General features: G+C 71.9%; 22 protein-coding genes. 12 read left to right on the top strand and 10 right to left on the bottom strand.

The window, feature by feature from the left end:
• Window positions 1–24: 24 nt before the first annotated feature.
• The 3 genes from AB0G01_RS02605 to AB0G01_RS02595 are packed head-to-tail and all read right to left on the bottom strand — an operon-like array spanning window position 25 to window position 783.
• Entirely contained in the window at window positions 25–276 is a 252-nt protein-coding gene (locus AB0G01_RS02605; RefSeq protein WP_360938887.1) for a hypothetical protein, read from the bottom strand.
• Window positions 277–280: 4 nt separating this feature from the next.
• Complete coding sequence (locus AB0G01_RS02600) at window positions 281–535, bottom strand: hypothetical protein (protein WP_360938885.1); 255 nt, start codon at window positions 533–535, stop codon at window positions 281–283.
• A complete protein-coding gene (locus tag AB0G01_RS02595) occupies window positions 532–783 on the bottom strand; it encodes a hypothetical protein (RefSeq protein ID WP_360938883.1) in 252 nt (83 codons plus the stop codon). Before AB0G01_RS02595 ends, AB0G01_RS02600 begins: the two co-directional genes overlap by 4 nt.
• 124 nt (window positions 784–907) lie before the next feature.
• On the opposite strand from AB0G01_RS02595, the gene AB0G01_RS02590 reads away from it, so the two are divergent.
• The 6 genes from AB0G01_RS02590 (at window position 908) to AB0G01_RS02565 (ending at window position 5,063) form a co-directional block, all read left to right on the top strand.
• Entirely contained in the window at window positions 908–1,771 is an 864-nt protein-coding gene (locus tag AB0G01_RS02590) for a helix-turn-helix transcriptional regulator (protein ID WP_360938881.1), read from the top strand.
• The gene (locus AB0G01_RS02585) at window positions 1,768–1,944 is read left to right on the top strand and encodes a DUF397 domain-containing protein (protein WP_360938879.1); all 177 of its coding nucleotides are present in this window, start codon (window positions 1,768–1,770) and stop codon (window positions 1,942–1,944) included. Before AB0G01_RS02590 ends, AB0G01_RS02585 begins: the two co-directional genes overlap by 4 nt.
• 126 nt (window positions 1,945–2,070) lie before the next feature.
• Window positions 2,071–2,226, top strand: a complete 156-nt coding sequence (locus AB0G01_RS02580) for a hypothetical protein (protein ID WP_360938877.1) — start codon at window positions 2,071–2,073, stop codon at window positions 2,224–2,226.
• Window positions 2,223–2,681 carry a RidA family protein gene (locus AB0G01_RS02575; RefSeq protein WP_360938875.1) on the top strand — a complete coding sequence of 153 codons (459 nt, stop codon included), beginning with the start codon at window positions 2,223–2,225 and terminating at the stop codon, window positions 2,679–2,681. Before AB0G01_RS02580 ends, AB0G01_RS02575 begins: the two co-directional genes overlap by 4 nt.
• Window position 2,682: 1 nt before the next feature.
• Window positions 2,683–3,285, top strand: a complete 603-nt coding sequence (locus AB0G01_RS02570) for a hypothetical protein (protein ID WP_360938873.1) — start codon at window positions 2,683–2,685, stop codon at window positions 3,283–3,285.
• Between the two features lie 38 nt (window positions 3,286–3,323).
• A complete protein-coding gene (locus AB0G01_RS02565) occupies window positions 3,324–5,063 on the top strand; it encodes a hypothetical protein (RefSeq protein ID WP_360938871.1) in 1,740 nt (579 codons plus the stop codon).
• A 303-nt stretch (window positions 5,064–5,366) separates the two neighbouring features.
• Here AB0G01_RS02565 and AB0G01_RS02560 read toward each other — a convergent pair whose 3' ends face one another.
• Entirely contained in the window at window positions 5,367–6,266 is a 900-nt protein-coding gene (locus tag AB0G01_RS02560) for a Gfo/Idh/MocA family oxidoreductase (RefSeq protein ID WP_360938869.1), read from the bottom strand.
• A gap of 21 nt (window positions 6,267–6,287) precedes the next feature.
• Window positions 6,288–6,644 (bottom strand): hypothetical protein, encoded by a 357-nt coding sequence (locus tag AB0G01_RS02555; RefSeq protein ID WP_360938867.1) that lies wholly within the window; start codon window positions 6,642–6,644, stop codon window positions 6,288–6,290.
• 70 nt (window positions 6,645–6,714) lie between these two features.
• Here AB0G01_RS02555 and AB0G01_RS02550 point away from each other — a divergent pair, with 70 nt between their 5' ends.
• Window positions 6,715–7,479 carry an NUDIX hydrolase gene (locus tag AB0G01_RS02550; protein ID WP_360939850.1) on the top strand — a complete coding sequence of 255 codons (765 nt, stop codon included), beginning with the start codon at window positions 6,715–6,717 and terminating at the stop codon, window positions 7,477–7,479.
• Window positions 7,476–8,231 carry an MBL fold metallo-hydrolase gene (locus AB0G01_RS02545; protein WP_360938865.1) on the top strand — a complete coding sequence of 252 codons (756 nt, stop codon included), beginning with the start codon at window positions 7,476–7,478 and terminating at the stop codon, window positions 8,229–8,231. Before AB0G01_RS02550 ends, AB0G01_RS02545 begins: the two co-directional genes overlap by 4 nt.
• On the opposite strand, the gene AB0G01_RS02540 is transcribed toward AB0G01_RS02545, so the two are convergent.
• The gene (locus AB0G01_RS02540; protein ID WP_360938864.1) at window positions 8,217–8,507 is read right to left on the bottom strand and encodes a hypothetical protein; all 291 of its coding nucleotides are present in this window, start codon (window positions 8,505–8,507) and stop codon (window positions 8,217–8,219) included. The two genes, AB0G01_RS02545 and AB0G01_RS02540, sit on opposite strands and share 15 nt — an antisense overlap.
• Window positions 8,508–8,532: 25 nt before the next feature.
• On the opposite strand from AB0G01_RS02540, the gene AB0G01_RS02535 reads away from it, so the two are divergent.
• Window positions 8,533–8,865: a helix-turn-helix domain-containing protein gene (locus tag AB0G01_RS02535; RefSeq protein ID WP_360938862.1), complete on the top strand. Its 333-nt coding sequence runs from the start codon at window positions 8,533–8,535 to the stop codon at window positions 8,863–8,865.
• Window positions 8,866–9,130: 265 nt separating this feature from the next.
• Here AB0G01_RS02535 and dnaN read toward each other — a convergent pair whose 3' ends face one another.
• From dnaN to AB0G01_RS02515, 4 genes are all read right to left on the bottom strand, one after another.
• On the bottom strand, window positions 9,131–10,231 hold the full coding sequence (dnaN, locus tag AB0G01_RS02530; protein WP_360938860.1) for a DNA polymerase III subunit beta: 1,101 nt from the start codon (window positions 10,229–10,231) through the stop codon (window positions 9,131–9,133).
• A 94-nt stretch (window positions 10,232–10,325) separates the two neighbouring features.
• Entirely contained in the window at window positions 10,326–11,561 is a 1,236-nt protein-coding gene (locus tag AB0G01_RS02525; RefSeq protein WP_360938858.1) for an MFS transporter, read from the bottom strand.
• 408 nt (window positions 11,562–11,969) lie between these two features.
• Window positions 11,970–12,644, bottom strand: a complete 675-nt coding sequence (locus AB0G01_RS02520) for a Crp/Fnr family transcriptional regulator (protein ID WP_033441932.1) — start codon at window positions 12,642–12,644, stop codon at window positions 11,970–11,972.
• 199 nt (window positions 12,645–12,843) lie between these two features.
• Window positions 12,844–13,095 (bottom strand): hypothetical protein, encoded by a 252-nt coding sequence (locus AB0G01_RS02515; protein WP_360938857.1) that lies wholly within the window; start codon window positions 13,093–13,095, stop codon window positions 12,844–12,846.
• Window positions 13,096–13,274: 179 nt separating this feature from the next.
• Here AB0G01_RS02515 and nth point away from each other — a divergent pair, with 179 nt between their 5' ends.
• From nth to AB0G01_RS02500, 3 genes are read left to right on the top strand one after another with little or no spacing between them, the layout of a single operon-like run.
• Window positions 13,275–14,042, top strand: a complete 768-nt coding sequence (gene nth / locus AB0G01_RS02510) for an endonuclease III (protein ID WP_360938855.1) — start codon at window positions 13,275–13,277, stop codon at window positions 14,040–14,042.
• Window positions 14,039–14,668: a TlpA disulfide reductase family protein gene (locus AB0G01_RS02505; RefSeq protein WP_360938853.1), complete on the top strand. Its 630-nt coding sequence runs from the start codon at window positions 14,039–14,041 to the stop codon at window positions 14,666–14,668. Before nth ends, AB0G01_RS02505 begins: the two co-directional genes overlap by 4 nt.
• Window positions 14,665–15,327 (top strand): CoA pyrophosphatase, encoded by a 663-nt coding sequence (locus AB0G01_RS02500; protein WP_360938851.1) that lies wholly within the window; start codon window positions 14,665–14,667, stop codon window positions 15,325–15,327. The genes AB0G01_RS02505 and AB0G01_RS02500 overlap by 4 nt, the downstream gene beginning before the upstream one ends.
• Window positions 15,328–15,332: the final 5 nt, after the last annotated feature.

The following is a 15,332-nucleotide window of genomic DNA, read 5'->3' as shown; positions in this document are numbered from 1 at the left end:
CGAGCTGAGACCCGCTGGACACGCTCAGTCCATCATCGTGACGAAGAGCACCGCGATCGCCGTCGCCGCGACGATCCCCCACGCCGCGACCGAGGGCAGCACGTACGCGATGAGCACGGCGACCACCGCCACCACGCCCAACCCGATCAGCGCGGCCCGCCACACGTCGGCCCCCCGCGCGTTCTTGCGGTCCCGGGCCTGCGCCATGCCCACGAGCACCATGATCAGCCCGCCGACGATGAACGATCCCGCCGCGACGATCCGCCACGTCTCCACGCGATCAACGTAGCGCCGGAGCACGGCACCGCGCCGAGTTCACCCACACGATCGTGGTTCGCACCTCGTCGCCCTCTTCGAAGTACCGCAGCGCGCCTTCGGCCGTCGCGGTGAGCATCCTCAGGTCGCCGGAGGTCGACGCGACCTCCGCGTGGTCCTCGAACGCCATGCCCCACGCGGCCACCCAGTCGTCCTCGTCGTCCTGCTGGACGACGGCGAACAGTCGCGGGGCGAGCCGGTCCACGTCGATTCCGGTCACTGCCCGTCCTCCTCGATCTCGACGTGGCCGTCGACCACGACGTGCCCCCGGGCCTCGGCCCACTTCATGGCCTGCCACCCGACGTCGAGCAGCACCACGCCGAGGTCGCGCGCCCACTGCTCGATCGACTCGGTGTAGTCGGTGGTGCTGCGACCCCCGGTCTCGTCCAGCACCCGCGCGATGAACCGCTTGCACTCGTCCAGCGCGCGCCCGGCCCCGGCCGCCATTTCCAACTCGTCGCGATCCATCCGCCCTGCCCCCGAATTGCCCCTCGAATGAGACGAGCCTAACATCTGTACTGTGCACAGCCTGGGAGTTCAGCAGGGTGAAGTCTCGTGACAGACCATCGCCCACGGTGATTGGAATAAGTGAATGGCAGACGGCACTACCCGCGGGAAGCGCAGGCTGGCCCGATTCGTGCGGGAACTCCAGGAGAAGTCCGGTCTCACCCCCGAGGAGATCGCCAAGCGCATCCGGGTGTCGCGCCCCACGGTCACCCGATTGCTCGCCGGCACGCACCTGGCGCGGTGGCCGTCCCTCTCCGTGATCCTCGACGTGCTGGAGGCGACACCGGAGCAGAAGACCTTCCTGCTCCAGATGTGGGAGGTCGCGGACGTCGACAACGCGACGGTCGAGTACGCCGCCGCCCTGCCGATCAAGTACCGCCGGTTCCGCATGGACGAACTGGAGGCGTACCGCGAGCGCACGCTCGACGTCACGCACGTGCCGGGGATGCTCCAGACCCCGGCCTACGCCGAGGCGATCGCGCACGCGTCGCACCGGTTGATCGTCGGCGACGGCTGGGACCGGACGGCGGCGGCCGAGCGGTCGACCCGGCGGCAGTTGCTCGACCGCGAGGAGCCGTTCGAGTTCCACGCGCTGGTCGACGAGGCCGCGTTGCGCCGGCTGGTGGGCGGCTCCGAGGTCATGCGGGAGCAGCTCGACTTCCTGGTCGAGTCGGCGGCCCGGCCGAACATCACCGTGCAGGTGCTGCCGTTCGGCGTCGGCGCGTACGGGCCGCAACCGACCGCGTTGCTCCTGCTGTTGGACTTTCCGGAGGAAGACGCCCCCTGTGCGGCCTATACCGAGGAAATCTCGGGTCTTGCCATGCTGGAGGAGCAGCACGAGGTGGAACCGCTCGACGGGGTGTGGCGGGACGCGGCAGCGGTCGCGCTCCCGCCCGCGGAGTCCGTCGACTTCATCAAGGCGGTTCGGAGCACACTAGGAGACCGATGATCGAGCAGACCTGGCGCAAGAGCAGTCGGAGCGCGTCGGCGGCGCAGTGCGTCGAACTGGCGGTGGCGGACGCGGTCACCGGCGTGCGGGACACGAAGAACCGCGACGGCGGGACGCTGATCTTCAAGGCACGGGCGTTCCGGGCCTTCCTGTCCGTGGTGAAAGCTGGTTGACGTGCGGCGGGGCACCCTTCCCGGGTGTCCCGCCCCGCGTCGTGAGAAGGGGCGTTCGAGCCCTCGCGCCCACTCGCGGGACCGCAGCACGGTGCCCGGCCACCGGGTGCGACTAGGCTGCGCCCCATGACCAAGTGGGAGTACGCCACCGTCCCGCTGCTGATCCACGCCACCAAGGCGATCCTGGACCAGTGGGGCGATGACGGCTGGGAGCTCGTGACCGTTCTGCCCAACCCCAGCGGTGAGCAGCACGTGGCCTACCTGAAGCGATCCAAGGCATGAGCTGGACGTCCCGGCTGGCGGAACTGGGAGTCGAACTGCCCGAGGTCGCGGCCCCCGTCGCGGCGTACGTCCCGGCGGTCCGCACCGGGTCGCTGGTGTACACCTCCGGGCAGCTCCCGTTCGTCTCGGGGACGCTCGCCGCCACCGGCAAGGTCGGCGCGGACGTCAGCCCCGAGGAGGCCAAGGGCCACGCCCGGACGTGCGCGCTGAACGCGCTGGCCGCGATCGACGCCCTGGTGGGGCTCGACTCGGTGGTCCGGATCGTGAAGCTGACCGGGTACGTGGCCTCCGCCGAGGGGTTCACCGGGCAGCCGGCCGTGATCAACGGGTCGTCGGAGCTGCTCGGCGAGATCTTCGGGGACGCGGGCAAGCACGCGCGTGCGGCGGTCGGCGTGGGCGAGCTGCCCCTGGGCGCGCCGGTCGAGGTGGACCTGATCGTCGAAATCGGGGAGTGAGATGTCCGACACCCTGCACGAGCTGCTGCTGAGACTCGCCGGCCGGCTGCCGGACGACGTGCTGTGGAGGTTCCGCGACTGGGCCGCCACGGATGCGGTAGCGGTGCTCGCGCGGGCGTTGCCCCGGACGTTGCTGCACGACCGGATCGGGTTGACCGACCGCGAACAGCGCCTGCTGGCGGACGCCCTGGTGCCGCACGGAGCCGATCTTTCCGCGATCAGTTCTGTCAAGGGACTGGACGACGAGCCCGATCCCGGTTACACATTCACCCCGGAATCACCCGAACGGGTGGTGATGGGGGATTCCGCGACCGTAGTGCTCGGCGCGACCCTGCGCGGTCGCCTCGGGGTCGGCGAAGTCCGGACCACGTGGCGGCAGGGCGGGGACGCGACCAGGAGGATCATCCTGGTCGCGGCCACGACCGAGCCCGCCCGGCTGGCAGGCGAACTCCAGCGGGTGCTGCGGGCGCTCGGCGAGCACGACCCCTGCGTTGAGGTCCTGCCCACCGGACATGACCTGCCGCCCTACCACCGGGCGGCGTTGGCGGCATCGGAGCTGGTTTGCGCCGGAGCCGAGGCCGACGGGCACCTGGTGCCCGTGTAGAGCTCGTCGCTGCCGCGCGGGCCGGAAGGAGACCAGGCGTGACGAACGACGGAGTGGGGCTTCCCGTCCGTTTACACGACCTCCTGTTGGCGCTGGCCGGACGCGTTGACGACGACGCGCTGACCCAGGCGCGGGAGCTGCTGGCCGTCGCCGAGCTCGACCGCGCGGTCGAGCTGGCGGTGGGCGTGCTGCTGGCCGGGCGCATCCCGGTGTCGGTCGACGAGCGGCGCGAGATCGGCTGGTTGCTGGGCGAGGTCCGGTCGGACCGGGGCCTGGCCGACAAGCTGTTCGCGGTCGAGCAGGTCCCCGTGGCGCGACACCGGTTCACGGTCGAGTCGGACCCGGCGGACGGCCTGGCCGAGGTGATCGGCAAGACCGCGTCGGTGCTGCCGGACGTGCGCTCGGTGCGGGCGACGTGGCGGTCCAGCCCGGCGGGCGCGACCCCCGGCCCGTTGCCGCAGCGGGTGGTCCTCGTGGACATCGGTCCCTCCGGGTTCGCGCCGGCGACGGCGTACCGGGTGGACACCGTGCTGCGCCAAGCCGGCATCCGGGCGGCGGTCGAGGTGCTGACCGTCGGCGTGCCGCTGAACGAGTACCACGCGGCGGCCGTGACCACGGCGCGCGAGGTCTTCTTCCAGACCATGACAGCCCCCGCGTTGCCGCCCCCGGACGCCGCGACCTGGTTCGACGGCGAGGTCCGTGACGAGGCACCGGTGGTCGAGCCGGAACCGGTGCCCGAAGAACCCGAAGCCGGCTCCAAGTCCCGACGTGCGCGCGTGGACCCGTTCGAGGGTGCCCAGCCCTTCCCGCCGAAGCCCGTGAAACGGCTGCCGGTGCGAGAGGCCGCACCCGACCCGGTGCCGTCTTTGGACGGCCCTGGCGGCCCTGGCGGCCCTGCCGGGCTTGACGGGTCGGGCGGGTCGGGCGGGTCGGCTGAGCCGAACGACTCGCGCGCCGACTCGCACGACAGTTCGTACAACGGTTCGCACGACATCCGGGTCGAGTTCGGCTCGAACGTCAACGCGAGCTTCGACAGCGCGCCCTCCGAGCCGACTGTCGACGACCGACCGGACTCGCTGAACGACTCGCGCCAGGACTCGCCTGTCGTGTCGATCAACGGTTCGCGCTCGGACTCGCGCAACGGCTCGCGTCACAACTCCCACGATGACTCCCATGACGACACGCGCGCTGACTCGCACACCGACTCGCACACCGACTTGCGTGCCGACGTGCGAAACGATTCGCGGAACGACGAGCCCGAGCTCCACGAGGACTACCCACGCCAGCGAAACGGCCGGTCCCGCAACGGTGAGTCGCACAATGAGCACGAAGAGTCGCGTGACGAGTTGCGAGACGAGTCGCACGACGAGTCGCGCGAGGAGCTGCCGACCGATCCGCTTGTCGTCCCGCAGATCGATCAACCGGCTATCGCGCACTCCGATCAACCGAGTACCGCGCACACCGATCAACCGGGCCCTGCGCACATCGATCCATTCGGCGTCTCGCGCCCCGAGGAGCACCCGCTGTCGCGGGCCGAGGTGACGACCGAGCTGAGGCCGGACGACCTCGCCGCGTTGCAAGCGGCGTTGGCCGAAGGCCAGGCACCGTCGGCGGTGCAGTTGTCGCCGACCGTGGACGCGAAACTCAGCGACCGGGAGCGGGCGTTGTTGCAGCAGCTCCACGAGGAACTCGCCCAACGCGAACAGCAGTCGTGGCCGCACGGGCCGGAATACGTGAACGGTGTTCACAAGCCGAACAACGGCAAGTACTCCGGCTGAGCGACCCGAGTCGCACACCCCGCCACCGCCACCCCGCCACCGCGCCCGGTCTGACACCCGCGAAGTGTCTTTCCGGCCGGACCGGCGGGGTGTTCTCGTCGCGCTAACTTTCAGGAATCCTTCCTGAAAGATGTGCCATCGTGAATCTTCAGGCAGGCTGCCTGAAAGTTCGGGCACCGCTGACTGCCCGATGGCGACCGGCGGCAGGCACCTGACGGCAGGCACCCGGCGGCCGAGGGATCGGGGCCGAGGCCTAGGGCAATGGCGGCGGCGGGGGGCGGGGGCTGGCGCGCCTTTCAGTCCCTACGCTTCTGCCCGCTGCCTTGCCTGGTCGAGGATTCGCTGCAAGTGCAAGCCCCGGCGCACGTCGCACCGGTGCGTCGTGGTTCCGCTGTGGACCATCGCGACGAAATCGTCCAGCAGGTTCGTGTAGCACTGCTGCGCCGTCGTCCCCCGATCCGCCAACACCCGGTACCCGTGCTTCCCGAACACACTCACCTCGGAGATGGCCGGGTTCAGCGGCACGTTCATGGTCAGCGTCGCGCTACTCGTCGCCCCGCCCTCGTGCGCGAACACGAACTGCCACAGTCCCGCGTCCGAGCGGTCCGCCGCGATGACGTCGGTGATCGTGCCCAGGGCCGCATCGAGCAGGTCGAACGCGTGCGGGCCGATGTCGTCCAGTGGTCCGCGTTCGTGCCGCCACGGCGAGTGCGAGTACGGGCCGTCCAACAGCGCTCCGGTCAGCCACCGCGCGTTGCCGCCCACCCAGCCGCCGACGGCGCGCAGTTGGGTCAACTGCTCCTCGGTCTCCGGGGCGAAGCGCTTGGTCAACACCACCAACGAGGCCACGCCGGCCTGGGTGACCGCGTCGGCCAGGCGTTCGGCGTCGTCGACCGTGGACGCGATGGGCTTCTCCAGGATCACGTGCTTGCCCAGCAGGGCTGCTTTCGTCGCGATCTCGGCCTGGATTCCCGGCGGCACGGCGAAGGCGACGGCGTCCACAGTGGACAGGAGGTCGTCCGGGGACGTGGCGACCGTCGCGCCGTAGGCGTCGGCCAGCTCTGCGGCGGCTTCGGGGCGGCGGGCCCAGACGGCGGTCAGCCGCGTCCCGGGGTGGTCCGCCAGGCCGGGGGCGTGCACCCGGTGCGCCCACGGTCCGGCTCCGACAAGTCCTACGCGTAGCTGCTCGTCCACGCGTTCCATGCTGTCACGTCCACCACACCGTCACCGGCCGCCGCGATAGGCCGACTCGGGAACGAAGATCCGGCCGCCGTTGTCGAACGCGAGCTCTACGCCGTCGCCACCGCGCACCACCTCGGGGGTGTGGTCCCAGCCGGGCGGGATCTCGACCACGTGCCCCCGGTCCTCGTCCTGCCCCACCCACACCTGGTAGTCGGCGGTGCCCAGCAGGCTCTCGCGCTTCTTCACCCACACGCCCGGTGTGCCCGGGTCCGCGCCGACCGTCTCGGTCGACGGCAGGAGCAGGACCACCGCGAGCACGGCGGTCATCCCCGTCCCGACCATCGCGCCCAGGACGAACAGCAGCACCTTGACCAGGCAGCCTCTTGTCGTGGTGTCCACGGGAGATGATCCTCGTCGTAGGCTCGGGACCGTGCGCGAACTCCCCGAGGAACTGGTTCTGCCGCCCGGCATGCTGCCCGACGTCGTCCCGGCGGTGCCGGTGACCCCTCGGGACGCCGCCACCGTGATGCTGCTGCGCGACGGCGAAGCCGGCCTGGAGGTGTTCCTCCAGCGGCGGGTGCGGGGCATGGCGTTCGCGGGCGGGATGACGGTCTTCCCCGGCGGCGGGGTCGACCCGCGCGACGGGGACGCGTCCGTGGCGTGGAGCGGACCGTCGCCCGGGTGGTGGGCCGAGCGGTTCGCGGTGTCCGAGGAGCTGGCCCGCGCGCTGGTGTGCGCGGCGGTGCGGGAGACGTTCGAGGAGTCCGGCGTGCTGCTGGCCGGGACGTCCGCCGACTCCGTCGTCGCCGACACCACCTCGTACCGCGACGCGCGCCGGGCGCTGGTGGCGCGTGAGCTGTCCTTCGCCCGGTTCCTGGCGGACGAGGGGTTGGCGCTGCGCGCCGACCTGCTGCGACCGTGGACGAACTGGGTGACGCCCGTCGAGGAGCCCCGGCGCTACGACACGCGGTTCTTCGTGGCCGTGCTGCCGGTGGGCCAGCGGGCCGACGGGTGGACCACGGAAGCTTCGGACGCGGTCTGGCAGACGCCGCTGGAAGCGTTGCAGGATTGGCAGCAGGGGCGGCGGACGCTGATGCCGCCCACGTGGGTGACGTTGACGGAGCTGGCCGAGTACTCGGGGGTGTCGGACGTGCTGAACGCACCGCGCGCGGTGGAGAAGATCGTGCCCAAGCTGGTGCGGGACGGGGACGCGATCCGGGTGATCGTGCCGTGAACCCGGCCTACGGGCAGTTGCGCGAGGTCACGCCGTTCGCGTCGGTCGTGCTCGCGGAGAACCCCTCGGTGATGACGCTGGAGGGCACCAACACCTGGCTGCTGCGCGCGCCGAGGTCGGCGTCCTGCGCGGTGGTCGACCCGGGACCGCTGGACCGGGAGCACCTGGCGCGGGTCGCCGCGCACGGGCCGGTCGACGTCGTGCTGCTCACGCACGGCCACCACGACCACTCCGAAGGCGCGGCCGAGTTCGGTGCGCTGGTCGGTGCGCCCGTCCGGGCCCGGAACCCGGAGCTGGGCACCGAGGGGCTGGCCGGCGGGGACGTCGTGCGGGCCGGCGGGCTGGAGATCCGGGTGCTGGCCACACCGGGGCACACCGACGACTCGGTGTGCTTCCTGGTGGAGAACGCGGTGCTGACGGGGGACACCGTGCTCGGCCGGGGGACCACCGTCCTGGACGGGAGCCTCCGGGACTACCTGGCGTCGCTGGACGTGCTCGCCGACCTGCCGCCGGGCACGATCGCCCTGCCCGGTCACGGGCCCGAGCTCGCGGACGTCGGGACCGTCGCGCGGCAGTACCTGGCGCACCGCGAGCAGCGGTTGGCCCAGGTGCGCGCGGCGGTGGTGGAACTCGGCGGGTCGCCGACGGCGCGACAGGTGGTGGAGCTGGTCTACGCGGACGTCGACCGCTCGCTGTGGCAGGCCGCCGAGTGGTCGGTGCGCGCGCAACTGGACTACCTAGCCGAGTCCTGACGGGTTGTCGATCACGTACCGCCAGCCGTCCGGACCTCGGCGGGCCACGTCGACGGCGGTGCCGTGCTCGTCGCCGAGTCGCCAGTCCACCACCAGGAGGGCGATGTCGCCGTTGGTGAGGACTTTGCGCGGGGTGACGTGCATGGTCGCGTCGGCGGAGAGGTGGCCGGCGAGCTCGGGCGGGTGCGCGCCGGGTTCGTGGAGGCTGGACGGGTCACCCTCGTTGAACAGCTTCGCGAACAGGGCGGGGAGGTCTTCGGGTGTCGGAGCGGGCATGTCGGGGACGGTAGGAGGGGGATTCGTGACCAACCAAACGGTGAGTGACCACCTGCTGGTCGACCGGCCCTCGCCGGACTGCCCGGTGGAGGTCACGCTGGCCGCGTTGCGCGGGCGGTGGACGACGCTGGTGGTGCGGGAGCTGCTCGGCGGGGTGCGGAGCTACGGCGAGTTGGCGGCGGCGCTGGCGCTGTCGGACAAGGTGCTGGCCGACCGGTTGGCGCAGCTCGTGGCGCACGGCGTGGCAGAGCGGGTGCGCACGCCGGGCTGGCCGGCCCGCGTGCACTACTCGCTCACCCCGCGCGGCGAACGTCTGCGCGGAGTGCTGGACGCGATGTGGGAGTGGGGCTCGGCCTGAGCCAAGCCAGCCGGTGCCCGTGGCGGGCTGGGGCGTGCCGCGTCGGTGGTGCGTGAGCGGTCGTGTCCCAGCCTGCCGTGTCGGGCTCGGCCGTCGTCGGGCTCGGCCGTGTCGTGTTCGGTTGTGTCGTGTTCGGTTGTGGGGCGGTCCCGCTGCGCGCGTGGTGCCCGGTGTGCCGGGCGGGGCGTGCGTGGCCCTGCGGAGTGGGCCGTGCGACCTGCACCCGGATCGGGTCGGCTGCGGAGGTGCCGACTCGGGCCTGGGGCTAGGCGACCGTGCGCAGGGGGACCACCAGGTACTTCAGCTCGACACCGTCCTCTCCGGGTTGTGAGGTGAGCACGGTCGAGCGCAGGCCGTCCTGGATGCGGAGCTCCACCCGCCTGCCGCTGAACGCCCGGAGGGCGTCGGCCAGGTACCTGGCCTGGAACGTCTTGGTGACGCGGTTGCCTTCGATGGTGGCCTTGACCGACTCCTCGGATTCGCCGGTCTGCGGGTCGCTGCCGCGCACGCGCAGCTCGCTGTCCTCGACCTGCAACGTCACGGAACCGTGCGGGCCCGAGTACGGAGTCGCCCGGCGGACGGCTCCCGCCAGGGCATCCGCCTCCACCACCACAGTGCTGTCGATGATCGCCTCCAGCAGTTTGCGGGCTCTGTCGTCGGGAAAGGGTGCGGCCAGGAGGGTGGTGCTGACACTGCCGCCCGGCCACGAAAGGGCGATGCGGTCTTCGTCCGCGTGGATGGTCACGACAGTGTGCTGCGGGAGGCGCGAGACGTCAGCCATTAGAGCGGCGGGGGCTAGGACGTTCAGGGAACCTTCAGCCGACCAGGGGACGGTCGCGAAGGCCATTCGGTAACGGTCCGTGGCGATCAGCTCCAGGTGGTCGCCGACGGCGAGCATCCGGACGCCGGTGAAGATCGGCAGTGCGTCGTCCTTCGAGGTCGCGCCGGCCACCGGGGTCAGCGCGGCGGTCAGCACGTCGGACGGCATCCGGCCGGCCACCGGGGGCAGCGGTGGCACGCCGGGGTGGGAGGCGAGGTCGAGCACCGGCAGGGCGAACCGGGCCGCGCTCGTGCGCACGGCCAGCCTGGACCCCTCCACGACCAGGCGGACCTGGTCGTCCTCCACACCGCGCAGGGTGTCCGCCAGGGGCCGGGCGGGCACCAGGACCGCGCCGTCCTCGTGCACGGTCGCTGGCCGGTTGAGCCGGACCGCGTGCTCCCGGTCGCTGCCCACCAGCTCGACGCCGTCCCGGTTCGCGCGCAGCACCAGCCCGGCCAGCACGGGGTCGAACACCCTGGTCGGCAGGAGGCGGGCCACCTCGGTCGCGGCGGCGGCGAGGTCGGCGGTGGTCGCGGTGAGATCCATGGCGCGGACGGTAACGACGAGCACCGACAATCCCACGACAAGCGCAGGTCAGAGGGCGAATGAGGGCACATCGCCGCCGAGGCCGGGAGCGGGCTCAGCGCGAGACCAGCTCCACCTCGTCCTGGCGCGGGGGCACGCCGGCGGCGATCGTCCCGCGGAACGCCCAGACCAGCGCGGCGATCGCCAGACCGGCCCCGGCGGCGGCGATGAACGCGGCGCTCGTGCCGCCGCTCTCGACCAGCAGGCCGCTGAAGAACTGGCCGAAGGCCAGGCCCACGGTGACCGCGGTGATCACCCAGCCGAACGCCTCGGTGGCGGTGCCCGCCGGGGCGACCTGCTCGATGGCGGCCGAGTGCGAGGTGGCCTGGGGCGTGATCAGGGTGCCGACCACCAGCAGCGCCAGACCCAGGCCGATCAGCGTGGTCGGGATCGCCAGCAGCAGGGACAGCAGCGCGAACCCGCCGAGCAGCACCGGCAGCCGCAGGTGCATGGCCTTGGGGAACGGCTTCATCGCGTACAGCACGCCGAACAGCACCGAGCTGACCGACCAGAGGCTCAGCAGCAGCCCGCCGAGGCCGAAGTGGCCCGCTTCCTCGGCCGCCGCCGGAACGGCGACCTCGATGAACCCGATGGTCACGCCGAAGCCCAGCGCGGCCAGCGCCACCGTGCGCATGCCCGGCGAGGCGAGCGCGCCCAGCAGGTTGCGGGTGGTCTTCTCCGGCTTCACCCTCCGGACCGTGGGGTTCAGCGCGAACCACAGCGCGCCGACCACCATCGAGCCCGCGCCGATCACCACGCCGGTGCCCGCCCACGGGGCGGTGACCAGCACACCGGCCAGGCCGGGGCCGAGGATGAAGAACACCTCCATGCTGATCGCCTCGTAGGCGTAGCCGGCGAGGCGGACCGAGCCGGCGGGCACCATGTGCGCCCAGAGGGCCCGCGACGCGGAGCCGACCATCGGTTCGTTCAGGCCGACCGCGAACGCCACCGGCACCAGCAGCCCGAGCGGGGCCCGGCTCTCGACGGCGAGCACGGCGAGCGTGACGAACAGGGTGAACAGCGACACCGCGCCGAGCAGCGGGCGGGTGGGGCCGTAGCGGTCCATCAGCCGGCCCTGCACGATCGAGCCCACCGCCACGCCGATCAGCGACGCGGCCGACACCAGACCGGCCGCGGCGAACGAGCCCGTCTCCAGCTTGACGTAGAGCAGCAGGGAGAGGCCGACCATGGCGATGGGCAGCCGGGCGAGCAGCGACGCGACCACCGGGCCGCGCATGCCCGGCGTGGTCAGGGCGGCGCGGTAGTCGGACAGGCGGGCGGACTGGGACATGCGTACCAGTGTGCACGATACTGGTACGCGCGTACCAGTGTTTTCGCCGGTGTGGTCCGTCACCAGGTGGCGTTGAGTTGCGATTCGGTCACAACAATGGGATGACCGGGTGAAACCACGCAACGAAAGCGCTGTACAGAAGGTCCTTGAGGGTGAACGGGCTTGAGTTGGGTGGTGGGTGGCGTGCGATCGTGGGCAGTACCACCGCAGGATCGTTTCCACCGAGGTCAGGCGGGGTAACCAAGCCTCCTTCCGGCGCCAGAGGGTCGGGGCCTGCGGGCGTCGGAGGTGTGGAGAAGCGCGGTCTGTCGGGGGATGGGCCGCGCACACAACAAGACCGGTGCGCCGCGTCGGGGGCGGCGCCCGGTCTTGTTGTACGAGAACGTCCTCCGGTGCGGGTCCGAGGACCTACCGGGCCCGGCGCGCCAGGCGCTCCGGGTCGAGGATCAGCACGCTCTTGCCTTCCAGCCGCAGCCAGCCCCGGTGGGCGAAGTCGGCCAGGGCCTTGTTCACCGTTTCCCGCGACGCGCCCACGAACTGGGCGATCTCCTCCTGCGTCAGGTCGTGGGTGACCCTCAGCAGACCGGCCTCCTGGCTGCCGAAGCGCTGCGCGAGCTGCAACAACGCCTTGGCGACGCGGCCGGGCACGTCGGTGAAGATCAGGTCGGCCAGCATGGAGTTCGTCCGGCGCAACCGCCGGGCCAGCGCCCGCAACAACTGCTCCGCGATCTCCGGCCGGTTGGTGATCCACTGCCGCAGTGCCGGTCGGTCCATGCTCACCGCGCGCACCTCGGTCACGGTGGTGGCGGTGGACGTGCGCGGACCGGGGTCGAAGATCGACAGCTCGCCGAACATGTCGGAGGGCCCGAAGATCCCCAACAGGTTCTCCCGACCGTCCGGCGACTTGCGGCCGATCTTCACCTTCCCGGACTGGATGATGTAGAGCCGGTCGCCCGGCTCGCCTTCCGCGAAGATCACGTGGCCGCGCGGGAATTCAACGGACTCCAGCGTCTGCGCCAGCGCCTCCGCTGCGGCCTGTTCAACCCCCTGGAAAATGCCCGCGCGGGCCAGGGTCTCGTCCACCTCGTCCCTCCTGTCGAGACGCGACGGCTGGTCGAGCGCGTTCCGCCTTCTGGCGGATCAGCGCCTGCCGTCGATCACTGAGTGCAGTCTAGGCGCTGTGTGGTGGATCGCCTTTCGGCGCGCCGCCGCACAGCGCCCGGACAGCCCGAAAAGGCCCACCGGGGGTGACCCCGCGGGCCTCGCCGGTTCGCTTGTCCCGCTAGCGGCGGGTGCGCCGCTGGCGGAGGTTCCTGGCACGACCGCCCAGCCTGCGCAGCCGGAACAGCTCCAGCGCGCGGCCGATGCCGTGCCCGTAGAGCGCCCTGACCTCGTCGGGGCGCACCGACTCCAGGAACTCCTCGACCTCGTCCTCCTGGACGGCGACGTGGCGCAGACGAGCTTCCACGCGCTCCATGAAGAGCGCGAAGAACATGATCACGATCGGAACGGCGATGACGAACCAGGCAGTCATGATGGCTCCGATCCTTGCGCATCCCCCGTGGACGCGCATCCGAGGGGTCTCTTGTCCGCTTCGAGGTCGTCTCGTAGGGGGACGTGCGTCACCACCCGGTGGTTGCGCACGTTCTCCGGGTATCCCGGATACCGCGCGGTCAACCGGGCGTGTCGGTGGGGGGCAGTAACCTTCTCACCATGGCTCGCAGCACGATCAAGAAACCGGAGACCCCGCTCGGCCGCACGAGGCGCGCCCGCCGGATGGTCCGCGTGCTGGACCTGGGCTACCCCGACGCGCACTGCGAGCTGGACTTCACCACCCCGCTGGAACTGCTGGTCGCCGTGGTGCTCTCCGCGCAGACCACCGACGTCCGGGTCAACATGGTGACCCCGGCGCTGTTCCGGCGCTACCGGAAGGCCGCCGACTACGCCTCGGCGGACCGCGCCGAGCTGGAGGAGCTCATCCACTCCACCGGCTTCTACCGGAACAAGGCCACCTCGCTGATCGGCCTCGGCTCGGCCCTGGTCGAGCGGTTCGGCGGCGAGGTGCCCGGCACGCTGGCCGAGCTGGTCACCCTGCCCGGCGTCGGCCGCAAGACGGCGAACGTGGTGCTCGGCGACGCGTTCGGCGTGCCCGGGATCACGGTCGACACCCACTTCGGCCGGCTGGTGCGCCGCTGGGGCTGGACCGAGGAGGAGGACCCGGTCAAGGTCGAGCACGCCATCGGCGCGCTGATCGAGCGCAAGGACTGGACGCTCCTGTCGCACCGCACGATCTTCCACGGCCGGCGCGTCTGCCACGCCCGCACGCCCGCTTGTGGCGCGTGCCTGCTGGCCCCGCAGTGCCCGTCCTACGGCCTCGGCCAGGTCGACCCGGCCAAGGCCGAGAAGCTGGTCAAGGGCGAGGAGGCCCCGCACCTGATCGCGCTGGCCGAGCGGGTGCGGGCGGGGGAGAAGCTGGCGTGAGCCGGGGAGCTCGGTGGGCCGCCGTCGTCCTGGTGCTCGCGGTGGCCGGGGTGGTGGCCCTGTGGCCCCGCACGCCGGACCCCGAGCCGTCGGGGAGCGGTCCGCCCCCCGGACGGCCCGCGCAGGACCTGGGTCCGCTGCGCGAGCGGGCCGCGCTGCGACCGTGCCCGGCGGGACCGGCCGGGCAGGCCGGTGCGTCCGGTGCGACCGGGCAGGGCGGGCCGGCCGTGCTGCGCGGGGTGACCGCGCGGTGCCTGGGCGACGGCTCCGAGGTCGACGCCGCGACCGCCCTGTCGGGTCCGGCGGTGGTGAACTTCTGGGCCACCTGGTGCCTTCCCTGTCAAGGAGAGCTGCGGGTGCTCGACGCGTACGCGCGGGAGCCGGGCGCGGTCCCGGTGGTGACCGTGCTGGTGGAGAGTAAGGAGGGGGACGGGCTGGAACTGCTGGCGAAGCTCGGGGTGCGGCTGCCGGCCGTGTTCAGCGGGGAGGACGCGGTGCGCGAGGCCGTGCGCCCCCGGCCGGGGATGCCGGTGACCTTCGTCGTCGGCGCGGACGGCGCGCTGACCGAGGTCACCCGGTACCCCGTCCTGACCAGCGTCGAGCAGGTGCGCGAGGTGGTCGGATGAGCGCGCTGGTGAGCTCGGACGACGTCCCCGGGTGGATGCGCGGGCTGGTCGAGGCCACCGACGGGATCGACGCCCGCACGTTCACCAGGATCTCCCCGCCACCCGCCGGCACGGGGCGCGCGGCGGCCGTGCTGATGCTGTTCGGCGAGGGCCCGAACGGTCCCGACGTGCTGCTGCTGCGCCGCTCGGACACCCTGGGCTCGCACCCGGGCCAGGTGGCGTTCCCCGGCGGCGCGGCCGACCCGACCGACGACGGACCGGTGGACACGGCGCTGCGCGAGGCGTTCGAGGAGACCGGCGTGCTGCGGTCCGGCGTGCGGCCGGTGGCCCAGTTGCCCGAGCTGTACGTGCCGGTGTCGAAGTACGTGGTCACGCCCGTGCTCGCGCACTGGGACGAGCCGTCCCCGGTCGCGCCGGTCGACTTCAACGAGACCGCCGCCGTGGCCCGGGTGCCGATCGCGCACCTGGCCGATCCGGCCAACCGGTTCCGGGTCGCCCACCCGTCCGGCTACTCCGGACCCGCGTTCTCCGCGCCTGGCATGTTGGTGTGGGGGTTCACCGCCGGCCTGGTCGACGGGCTGCTCGCGCTGGGCGGCTGGGAACAACCGTGGGACCGGGCCGACGTGCGCGACCTTGAGCTAGCGTTGCGCGCTACGTGACGGAG

This window comes from Actinosynnema sp. NPDC023587 (assembly GCF_040640215.1).
Classification (GTDB): Bacteria; Actinomycetota; Actinomycetes; order Mycobacteriales; family Pseudonocardiaceae; genus Actinosynnema.
Note: the sequence above shows the minus strand (reverse complement) of the source record. Positions and strands in the feature narration are given on the sequence as shown.

Excerpts from the sequence above, each read along its gene's own strand:
- AB0G01_RS02595 (WP_360938883.1), bottom strand. The coding sequence starts at position 783 with ATGGATCGCGACGAGTTGGAAATGGCGGCCGGGGCCGGGCGCGCGCTG.
- AB0G01_RS02590 (WP_360938881.1), top strand. The coding sequence starts at position 908 with ATGGCAGACGGCACTACCCGCGGGAAGCGCAGGCTGGCCCGATTCGTG.
- AB0G01_RS02585 (WP_360938879.1), top strand. The coding sequence starts at position 1,768 with ATGATCGAGCAGACCTGGCGCAAGAGCAGTCGGAGCGCGTCGGCGGCG.
- AB0G01_RS02580 (WP_360938877.1), top strand. The coding sequence starts at position 2,071 with ATGACCAAGTGGGAGTACGCCACCGTCCCGCTGCTGATCCACGCCACC.
- AB0G01_RS02575 (WP_360938875.1), top strand. The coding sequence starts at position 2,223 with ATGAGCTGGACGTCCCGGCTGGCGGAACTGGGAGTCGAACTGCCCGAG.
- AB0G01_RS02570 (WP_360938873.1), top strand. The coding sequence starts at position 2,683 with ATGTCCGACACCCTGCACGAGCTGCTGCTGAGACTCGCCGGCCGGCTG.
- AB0G01_RS02560 (WP_360938869.1), bottom strand. The coding sequence starts at position 6,266 with ATGGAACGCGTGGACGAGCAGCTACGCGTAGGACTTGTCGGAGCCGGA.
- AB0G01_RS02550 (WP_360939850.1), top strand. The coding sequence starts at position 6,715 with ATGCTGCCCGACGTCGTCCCGGCGGTGCCGGTGACCCCTCGGGACGCC.
- AB0G01_RS02540 (WP_360938864.1), bottom strand. The coding sequence starts at position 8,507 with ATGCCCGCTCCGACACCCGAAGACCTCCCCGCCCTGTTCGCGAAGCTG.
- dnaN (WP_360938860.1), bottom strand. The coding sequence starts at position 10,231 with ATGGATCTCACCGCGACCACCGCCGACCTCGCCGCCGCCGCGACCGAG.
- AB0G01_RS02525 (WP_360938858.1), bottom strand. The coding sequence starts at position 11,561 with ATGTCCCAGTCCGCCCGCCTGTCCGACTACCGCGCCGCCCTGACCACG.
- AB0G01_RS02515 (WP_360938857.1), bottom strand. The coding sequence starts at position 13,095 with ATGACTGCCTGGTTCGTCATCGCCGTTCCGATCGTGATCATGTTCTTC.
- nth (WP_360938855.1), top strand. The coding sequence starts at position 13,275 with ATGGCTCGCAGCACGATCAAGAAACCGGAGACCCCGCTCGGCCGCACG.
- AB0G01_RS02500 (WP_360938851.1), top strand. The coding sequence starts at position 14,665 with ATGAGCGCGCTGGTGAGCTCGGACGACGTCCCCGGGTGGATGCGCGGG.